General features: G+C 47.1%; 7 protein-coding genes. 2 read left to right on the top strand and 5 right to left on the bottom strand.

The window, feature by feature from the left end; translation table 11 throughout:
* Positions 1-49 precede the first annotated feature (49 nt).
* Both DFO57_RS21115 and DFO57_RS21110 read left to right on the top strand, forming a co-directional pair.
* On the top strand, positions 50-490 hold the full coding sequence (locus tag DFO57_RS21115) for a GNAT family N-acetyltransferase (RefSeq protein WP_110015693.1): 441 nt from the start codon (positions 50-52) through the stop codon (positions 488-490).
* 240 nt (positions 491-730) lie between these two features.
* On the top strand, positions 731-958 hold the full coding sequence (locus DFO57_RS21110; protein WP_110015692.1) for a DUF1737 domain-containing protein: 228 nt from the start codon (positions 731-733) through the stop codon (positions 956-958).
* A gap of 532 nt (positions 959-1,490) precedes the next feature.
* Here DFO57_RS21110 and DFO57_RS21105 read toward each other — a convergent pair.
* The 5 genes from DFO57_RS21105 to DFO57_RS21085 form a co-directional block, all read right to left on the bottom strand.
* Positions 1,491-5,318: a pcar gene (locus DFO57_RS21105; RefSeq protein ID WP_110015691.1), complete on the bottom strand. Its 3,828-nt coding sequence runs from the start codon at positions 5,316-5,318 to the stop codon at positions 1,491-1,493.
* A gap of 431 nt (positions 5,319-5,749) precedes the next feature.
* The gene (locus DFO57_RS21100; RefSeq protein ID WP_158279699.1) at positions 5,750-6,994 is read right to left on the bottom strand and encodes an MFS transporter; all 1,245 of its coding nucleotides are present in this window, start codon (positions 6,992-6,994) and stop codon (positions 5,750-5,752) included.
* Positions 6,987-7,889: a GNAT family N-acetyltransferase gene (locus DFO57_RS21095; RefSeq protein WP_110015689.1), complete on the bottom strand. Its 903-nt coding sequence runs from the start codon at positions 7,887-7,889 to the stop codon at positions 6,987-6,989. Before DFO57_RS21095 ends, DFO57_RS21100 begins: the two co-directional genes overlap by 8 nt.
* Complete coding sequence (locus DFO57_RS21090; protein WP_110015688.1) at positions 7,889-8,818, bottom strand: JmjC domain-containing protein; 930 nt, start codon at positions 8,816-8,818, stop codon at positions 7,889-7,891. The genes DFO57_RS21095 and DFO57_RS21090 overlap by 1 nt, the downstream gene beginning before the upstream one ends.
* Positions 8,815-9,972, bottom strand: coding sequence for a JmjC domain-containing protein (locus DFO57_RS21085; protein ID WP_158279698.1), 1,158 nt, complete (start codon positions 9,970-9,972; stop codon positions 8,815-8,817). Before DFO57_RS21085 ends, DFO57_RS21090 begins: the two co-directional genes overlap by 4 nt.
* Positions 9,973-9,985 lie beyond the last annotated feature (13 nt).

Genomic DNA, 9,985 nt, shown 5'->3' with positions numbered 1-9,985 from the left:
GCAACTGGCCTTATCAGACATGCCGTTACTCATCTTTTAAGGAAACTGAATGACTGTAAAAATCCGCAATGCTGAAGACGGGGATTTTGCTTCATGGCTGATCTTGTGGAAAGGCTATCTTGCTTTTTATGAGAGTGAGCTGGATGACGAGGTGACGCTGCACACGTGGAAAAGGGCGTTATCACCTGATTCGGACTTACTGTGCCGGCTTGCCGAGATTGAGGGGGAGATAGTGGGATTTACGTTCTGCGTCATTCATCCCGGCACGTGGTCCCGTCAGCCGCTTTGCTATATGGAAGACCTGTTTGTTGCCGGTGAAAAAAGAGGCCGGGGAGCAGGCAGAGCGCTTATCAACGCGGTCTGTGAAGAAGCCCGTGTCAGGCGCTGGTCAAAAGTTTACTGGGTAACGAAAACGGATAATCCGGCCCGGGCGCTGTATGACAAAGTGGCGGTGCTGGACGATTTTGTACGCTACAGCGTCAGGGTGTGAAGTGAAATTTCACCCCCCGCCGCCCGGCGGGGGGTGATCGCCTTTTTTGTCAGCACTGAGAGTCAGGAAGAGCTGTAAGACTGGCATGATCGGGCCATCCGGCACAGGTCCGTTTCCTTCAAAAGGGAACATCTTTTCTCCCTCTGCTGTGTAAAACAAAGAGGGGGGATGAATTAGTGAATTTAAAAACAATAACGTCTGAACAATGACAAAACACTTACTTAAACAGGAAAGCTTACGATGACAGTTCCGGAAACAGAAAAAGACAGTTCACACTTACCTCCAGACGGACTTCTGCGCTACCGCCTTCTGACTGGCAAAGATGACGCTACTTTTTGCACGCGTGTATCAGAGGCGCTGTCGCAGGGTTATGAACTGCATGGTTCACCCGCCGCGACGTTCAATGGTCAGGATGTTATTGTCGCGCAAGCCATCATCTGGCCAGAGGCACAGCAGAACAAGCCCTGAATACCCGTAATCCACGACAGCTACGTCGGCTGGCAGAGCCAGGTGCCCTGCCGCCGCACCGTTTTCAGTAAATGGCAATCACACGCCGGACCTCACCAGATCAGAAAACAGCGGGCATCCCTTAATCCTGAGTGACAGTTAATGACTTCCGGAAATTTCCGCCCTCACGTTCCCGACATTTAAAAAACCACATAACAAATTGATTTTAAGATAAATATTTAAAACACTTTATACTCAAACCTAAATGCCAACTTCTGCCATTTATTGCCTTATCCGGAACCCGCTTTATGCAGAAAAGAGGCTAAGTCCGCCTCACACACCTGAATAATCATCGATTTGCATCATCTACCGACTACACCTTTTTTCGGATCTGCGTGAGGTAACAGAAGCGGCGTGTGCAGCATGCAGTGAATCAGGCGGTAAATACTCAGAAGACAGCAGAAAAGCCTTCAAGGCAGCTTTAAGTATTAAAAGGTAAAATCCTGCATAACGGCAGTATTAATCTCCGCATGCAGGATTACAGATGACAGAGCTAATTACGTCTGAATACAGGACTGTTGTGTGGAATAAACCAGATACGATCACGTTCCTCGTTCCAGCTTAGGGAACGAATGAAGCCCGCCTTCTGAAGCAGGCTGGCCACCTGCCAGAATGGATCGTTGTGCTTTAAGGAGCGGTGAGATTTATCGCTGATGAAAACCTGATAAACCGCATCGGAGAAAGATTTGAGGATGACAATGATGTCCTCATCTGAACATAATTCATCTTCCTCGAGACACCGGACAAGCAGATGGCGGCGGAGGTCATCACTTTCAAGGTGAGGGGACAGTTCCGCCACCTTTGCTGCCGGCAATGACACCGAATCGCGGAACACTACTTGATTGTAATCCCAGATCCACGAAAGGATTTTCGCCTGGAACGTATCCGCAAGGCTGTCGCCCAGGAAAAGCTCTCTGGCCAGAAATTCGTCAAACACATCATTTTCCATCATGACCGCATCGGGGAACTGGAGCAGGGAAGGGTTCTGGAAAACAAGTCCGGCCAGAAGCGGTGCCCGGATTTTCGCCTCCTCACTGTAGCGCTGCCTGATATCGTCAAAATTTTCCTGGGTGGGATTCAGAAGCTTTTGATTAATTAAACAACGAATACTGTCAAAATGCAGGTATGAAGGAACATCTGAATGAGGAAATCCGAACAGATCCAGAATTGAGATACGCCCTTCATCACTCATCGCACCGGAGTTAAACAGTATCGTGAATATGAGATTTAAATGGTCTTCAGTCAGGGGTAAACGCGGGGATACAAATTCAGTGTGGTTTCTGTCGAACCACACAGCCAGTCCGGGAGATGAAATTTCCAACTCATCTTCCATTTCAGCCATAAATAAAACATTTTCCCAGCTGATTTTTATACGATCATTTTCAAGAAGTAACTCATATATATCATAGCTGACTTCACTATTTTTTAATTTCTCTACTGTACCTTTTCGGTTTTTTATCGTTTTTACATCAGAAATTGTAAATTTCATTTTCAAGATGATTTCACAAACAAGAACAAAACTGACGTCCTTGTTATTCAGAAGTTCTGGAATTCTGTCATAATCCTCCGAGCGGAGGAAGAAATCCATGATGAACGGGTCAATGCTGGACAGTACCGTTTCGTAGAGGCCCTGAACTTTGGTATTTCTGACGGCACTGAGCGGTTTTTTCATAATCTCATCTGGATTAAGGCCGCTATTTTCTGAGAGAGTAATAATGATACTTTTAAAAGCGCTTTCTGAATAAGACCATAATTTATGCGTTGCAATACCCCTTACAATTTCCTTACCCTGTTCAGAGGTACACACATCCAGCGTCAAAACTTCGATCGCCTTGTTTTTAAGACTCTCGATAAAATCACGGCCATATTTTTCCGGTACCTGGTCCGGGAAGGAACTGCAGTCTCTCAGTATTATTTGTGCCCAGTAACGCATATCGACTACATCGGACTTCCAGGCTGGTACAGAGGAGCACAGGTGTAAAATAAGTAATTCAGACGCGATTTTTTTGTCATTCATAAAAACAACACATCTCATGAACGAACTGGCCATGTCATCCCCTTGAGTGAGATTCCTCAGATAGTTCATGCGTTGCGGTACAGTCCAGTTAGTGAATGTCTGCTCAATTAACTGTATCAGACAGTCTTCATCATCGACCTGCGCAAGGAAAACGGGTTTGAGTTTCTCGAGGCAATTTTCTAGCATATAGAGAAGAATGTCGGGGTGCCAGGCGCCTGGCTCCATCATCATCCCCAGACTCTCCAGCTTGGCCACAACATTATCGATTTTTCTCAGCGGCATGCCCGATGTCTGTCTGTACGTTCTGGATCTACTGACTTCTTTGATAAATTCATTGTCCTCATGACTCAGGCTGCCCGGTTTGAATACAGACCTGAAAAACATATAGTCCGGCGCGATATAATTGTTGCTCAGCAGAAAATAAAGAAAATCAAGGCAATCATTTCTTTTCTTGATTTTTTCAGGTGCTGACTCCTCAAATTTGCAATTTTCACTCACCCATTGAAAAAAATTTCCACTTCCTGATGTCCGCACTAAATCTGCCATATTAGCCTGGTGTAACTTATTTATCTCTCCCTGAGTGGTTTTAATTTTTTGATTAAGCCTGCTGATTTCCCCTTGGTTTTTTAGGTCTAAGGCTTTTTTCCTTTTTTCGTAACAATCAATCATCTCACTGACAGCATTCTGTTCAATTGCAAAAACATTAGTTCTCCTGTCAGCAGACCATAAATACAGAGTATCAACTGTTCGGAGCTTATTAAATAACTCTTCCTTCTCAGAAAGATCGCCCAACTCAAAAATGTCAGCCCCTCCAAAGTGGAACAGGATTTTTTTCTCTGTCTTAGGAGTTACGTATTCTGAAAGAATACTCTTTCTGATCTCCGTGGCATTTCCGGCCTCGTCACTGAGAAGACCATCAACCTCCTTTTGTATTAAATTAATCTCATCAAGCTTTAATTTTACAGGCTCTTTTTTTAAATCACCTGAAACGAATGCTCTGACAAATAAATACAGCACACTTTTTCTTTCATCAATGCCATGATAGTCTTCAGAGAAGATATTTTTGTATGCAATCATGGATAGAAGTCGCGTAATATTTTCAGAACCATTCACCAGATTCTGGTAGATCCTGAACTCATTCGCAATATTTCGCATAATACGCATATCCGGTATGAAGAGTGAAAGGTGGGAGACACACTTGCTGAAACCCACTTCATCAAGTTCATTTTCTCTGAACATACTGCTGAAATGCTCGGCAGCATTTTCGCTGTCCATGACGGGTATTACGGGTATCACAAAGTCGAAAAATTTCGTTCTTGCTTCAGCAGTTGAGAAAAGTCCGTCCCTTACGGCGTAAATAAACCGGACAGGCTTGGCATCAGGACGTGTGTTGTTGATGATCTGGTTTATTTCCCGTAGCTTGATAAAAATGGCACCATCATTGTGGCGATCCAGATCTTCAAAAATGACCACGTTGTGCCCGGTCTGCTCGAAGAAATACACAATTTCGTCGATATAGATATTAAGAAGAGACGGTGAGGAAGGTCGGGTTGATATAGCGCCTTTGAGTATGTCGATCTTATCAACACTGACCCTGCGGTCAAAGAGGCCGATACGGTGCAGTTTATTGACAGAAAGAAACAGCGCCGTAAAAAGCAGTAATCCGGCCAGAACAAGTCTTAATGCTGTCATTTCAATGAAATACGGGCCGATTATGTCAGTCAAAGAAAGTTTGTCACTGACGTACTCGGGAAAGAGGCAGAGCAGGCCTGCAAGCAAAACAGTCAGTAATATAAACAGCTCAAAAGCTACTGAAGCGACCCGGGAATAAGTGATATTAGAAATGCGTTCAATACGTGAATAGGGAAGTGCACTCTTCTTTTCTTTGTACAGCAGCTGCTGAAGGATGCTGTACTCGATGGTTTTTTCTTCCGCTGCGGCTTTTTTATCTTCGGCAGGGCTTGGTGCCCCATCCTTTTCCGCAGGCTCAGCTTTTGGCCTCGGAGCTGACTGCATCTCGAAGTCAGCCAGTGAGACGGTCATGATGCGTAAATCGTTATCAGGACACTCCTTCCATGTCCGCAGGACAGAGCTTTTACCCGCACCATAGGCACCGGTGACGGCAATGTTTCTGATATCCCCACGGGAACAGGCGAAGTTTAGTGCATCTGTATAAGTGGACGACTCCTGCGGATCGATGATGCTGGGCGTAAGCGCTTCATACTCATCAGCAGTACTTATTTCGTCTGGCTCCGGAGAGGCTGCGTGAAAAAGAACATCAGCCAGCCTTGGCTGTTTAGGCATATTGTCACCTGATTATTTTTTGTAATTCACATCAGTATATCTTCACTTTCCTGGTGAGTTCACTGTAATGAAGCACCCGAATGGTAGCAGCGGCATATATATTGAGAAGGAGCATCAGACAGGGATGCGGTACCGCCTATTTACGAATGCCGGTACGTTAAAAAAGGCGACATCAGGGTCAGCATCCCGGACTGTTGCGGGATTAAACCGAATCCGATGAACGGCCTGATGCGTTTTAAATGATTCAGGGGAAAGTTAGAGCGGAAGAGCTTTTACATACGAAAACCGCCCGTGATATTGCACACCGATAACACCAATCCCGGCAGAAAAGAGTCAGCACTCCTGTGCTCAAGGAATTCTCCCTGTCAGCCCGTTGACGGGCTCTGCACAGAGTAAAGGCCCGGTAATCCCGGTGCAGGGACTTCCCGGCTTTAATCCACCGGCGCAGCGGACTTCTCCATATCGCAGCGGCCTGCATTTTTTTTCAAGTAAAGATAAACATTAAGGGCAAGCAGAAGAAAAAGCAGGATGGTATCAGCAGATAAAACCCAGGCAATTTCACCGGACTGCAACGCTGTACCTATAGTGGTCATCCCGAAGAATGTCACCACTGAACGCGGAACGCGGAATGCGGCCATGGTCTGGCCATATTCACCTTCATGACTTGCAGCCCTGACCTGACCGGCAATAAAAATTGACCACCATACTCCCGTGAGTTCAAGACAGAGGGCAAGAGAGGGAAGAAACCACGGCTCTTTGTCGTAGTCCCAGAAAGTAAGTAAGACCGCTCCCGAAAAAATAACTAAAAAGGTGCACAGAAAAAAACGCCACCGGAAGTTAACCGTAGTTTTCCCCACCGAGCGGGGATAAAACCACGAAGCCAGGCTGTCAAGAACGCCGCTGATCGCGCCCAGAATAAAAACAGCAGCGAAAGGTGTGGTACCTAGTGAAAATGCAATCACGTCAAAATTGGTATTAAACGACGTCTCCGTAAACGCCATCACGCACATAGCCAGCGCAAGAAACCAGTTGCGTTTCAGGCACCGGAAAGCCTGACGATAGATACCGGAGAAATCTTTTTTTTCCGTATCAGGGACAGCCTCCTCCGGACCGGCGCAGCTCTTACCGCGGATCAGGGGAAGAAGAGTAAGGGCCGAAAGGAGGAAACAGCCGGCGGCCACACTGAAAAACAGGGTGGGTGAATAGCGGTCATAAAGGGCGGCAAGCACCAGTCCGGTGAGGAAAACGGCGATCCCGCTGATATATGACGCCACGGCCACACTCGTTTCATAATCCCTGTGAAGTTCAGGCAGCAGATACTGATTAACGATAATCGTCGCAAAATTTATGGTGAGAGAAAGGGATATAACCAGTACAGGTGTGACTACGAGACTGAAATGCGACTGGTTTCCGAAAGCGAAAACCAGAAAGCCACAACACGCCTGCGCAGTCATCAGCCAGAAGAACCGGTGACGGCTCCTGTCGATGAGCCGCCCGGCCAGAGGCCCCCACGCCAGGCTTGAGAGCGCAGTTGAACCTATCAGTACTGAAATAAAAAGGGGGTCGGTTTTGATTTTAACCAGATAAAAGGAAAAAAAACCCAGATAAAGGCAGAAGCCGAGTGTGGACAACAGTATGAAAAGACACAGCGTAAGCTGCCGGAAGCTCTTAATCATGCACATCTTCCCTACCCAGAAAAGCATACTCCATCACCCGTTTTCTCCCGGCACGCTCAGCGGCGCGTATTGAAGGCTGGTTACTGCTTTCAATGGTTCCCCATAGCGATGCCGGTTTGCGGGGCGTGCTGAGAAAAGAAAGTAAGGCCTGTTGTGCAGAACCCGCAACGTGCTTTCCGCGAAAGCGCGGAATAACGATCTCTTCGGTGATCCACAGTCCGGATACAAAAGCCCTGCGTCCGTTCTCACAGATGATAAAACCGGCATGCGCCCCTTCATAAACTATGATGAACAGGTTTCCATCCTTAATGGCGTCGCGAACGTCTTCTTCATCTGCGGGAAAAACCTTATCTTTAAGGAAAGGATAGCGGGAATACGTCCCTGCATAAGCAAGTTTCAGAGCCTGAAGGCACCACTCAGCTGACTGTGGGCAGGCGCTCTCAATGCTGACAGTCTGGCCGCTGATAACCGCTTCATTTCTTTCATGCATGCTTTCGCCGACATAGAAAAACTGATCGGCACAACCACGCGTATCCTCAGACACGGGCCGGAGAACGCGGACTGAACAGGCGCCCATGGGATGCCATACGTCCAGTATTGAGGCCATTGCCCGCCGGGTCAGAGGAGCAGAGCTGGCGACCAGATCAATGAACGGCTTCTTCAAATCGCCGCCTCTGTATCGTGGTCCGGTGAGGTAGTCATTACCGTCGCAGGAAACGATTTTCTGAAGAAAAAAATCCTGAGGCAGGCCGGTCTCCCTGAAAGGAAAGTTTGATGAAAAATTGCTGTCCTCACACCAGAGCAGCTGTTCATCAATATAGTCTTTCATGCCGTTTCTGAGTAACCCGGAGTCAACAGGCAGGCTGCTGAACTGCTCAACCATGTAATCAAGCATTAACTTGTTCCTTTTATTTCCACGGGGATGCCTGTTTTATAGAAAGAAAGAATGAGGTTGATGACGTCTTTTCTGTCAGCTCCGGGGCGTGCAGAGAAACTGCTGAGGCTCCGGCGTTCAAAAATGTGATGAAAGACTTCTTTCGTTAATTCAAGGACATTTTCCCTGTAAGTGAACCGGATGTAAGAATCTTCCTCATCCAATAAAACATCCTGCCCCGTATGCAGTGCCGGTTCAGCTCCCCCGAGCAGATTGCCGATACTCCGGAAAAATGTCACCGCTGAGACATCGCCAGGGTGTTCTCCTGCAGACGCGGGTTCGGGGAAAGCAGGGAAAGAGGACACCCCGTAAACGAGCCCCACCGTCAGGTGCAGCGACTGGTGCCCGTCTTCCGTTACCGGGTCATGAAGCGTCCCTTTGCGGACGAAGAGAATATCGCCTGCTTTTAGCGTGATGTCTTCGTGTTCAAACCTCCATTTTTTCTTACCCGCGAGCTGCACGATGACCACGTCATGGTCATCAGTGTGGGCACCGGCACCTGTGCTGTCAGCGGGCGACCAGTAAATATTGTAGTGTGAAAGGATCCCTTTTTTATCAGCCAGATAAGTGTACAGAGAAAAGTATTCCGGCATCCTTTTCTCGAGGTGGTTGAATACGATGGTCCGCTTACGAAGCAGCATAAGGGCCATCGTGTAAAATCCCAGTATTCCGTCAGTACACGTCTCACTGGCAGGATAGTAGACATCACCACAGCAGAGCAATTTGATGTCTTTTTCAGGATGACGGATCCCGCGAAAAAGATCGTGAAGTGAGTAATTAAATAAAGCCTCAGAGAAGGAGGCATTTCCCTCTGACAATACGTAGTCCTTTTTAAAAGGTTCAGTGTCTGTCAGCAAAGCCGTCAGCTCATTCATCGGAAAGGGAATCATACCAGCACTCCGGTGTGGATCAGTTGCGTGATAACCTTATTGAAAACACCTTCCGCGTCAGTATCACGGAATCCATAGCTGAAGCCAGGTCTGGCCATCTCATTTTTAAGATCAAACAGCTTGTCCGCCACTTCATTTCTGACTAAAAAATCTTTTCCACGGAGGTATATCCGCGTTGAGCCGCCTTCCGTTTCCCCGAAGACGATGTCACCGTGATATTGATAAGACCTGTTACCGGTCATTCGGTCGGGTGAAGTATATTTGAAATAACTGTTACTTTTAAGCCGGTTTATTAGCCGTGCCAGACCTTGATATGCAATACCATCAAGGCTGTTTTTTCCAGAGTCAGGAGGGATAACGGCTGTAATAATATCCTTAACGTCAGCTTCTTCCCTCAGAGGCAGAGTGATATACGGATCCTCGGTATTATTGACAGCCAGGAAATCTGACAAAAAAGACGTCAGTAATTGTGATCTTTTCATTTCATAAGGAGCAATACCCAGCGTGACGGAAAATTCGGGATTTTCCAGAACATGATACCAGTTCTGAGGAATAAACAGTGCATCCCCCGGGCGCAGAGTGACCTCCGTCGCCCATGAGAGGGTTTCCTTCAGATTAAAGGAGTCAGACTTCACAACCGGCGCAATGTCTTTTATGGCCGGATCCCACACCCATGCTTTTTTGATTCCGGGGCCGAGGTGGTAAAGAAACGTATGCTCCTGATCTTTGTGAATACCAAATGGTGTAAGGCTGTATCGCCCCATAAAGCTGTAAACATCAATCCCCTGGCTAGGAATACCGTATTTCTCAACCCATTCTTTATTGAAGTCCCGGTTAATCTTCTGTGCCAGGGCGTCGGACCATCCGTTAAGCCCGTTAATAACGGCACAAAAGCTGGAGGCGCCGGTTATTCGCTCAAGCCATTCACTGAGGCTCTCGTCTTCGCGAGGGGGATGATTCGACACACTGTAACCAAAGTCATCGCGAGTGCCATTATTAATAAACACACGGGCATTGAGCAGGCTTTCTGAAATACTTCTTCTTTTACGGATAATATGCTCTATATCGGCAAGCAGCGCGCCAGGATCCGTCAGAACTCCCGACTGATGGTAGAATTCATTGATATTAAATTCTGTCAGGTGACCGGTTAACATGCTTACACACATC

The sequence above is a fragment of the Pantoea sp. AG702 genome (assembly GCF_003182295.1).
GTDB lineage: Bacteria > Pseudomonadota > Gammaproteobacteria > Enterobacterales > Enterobacteriaceae > Pantoea > Pantoea ananatis.
Note: the sequence above shows the minus strand (reverse complement) of the source record. Positions and strands in the feature narration are given on the sequence as shown.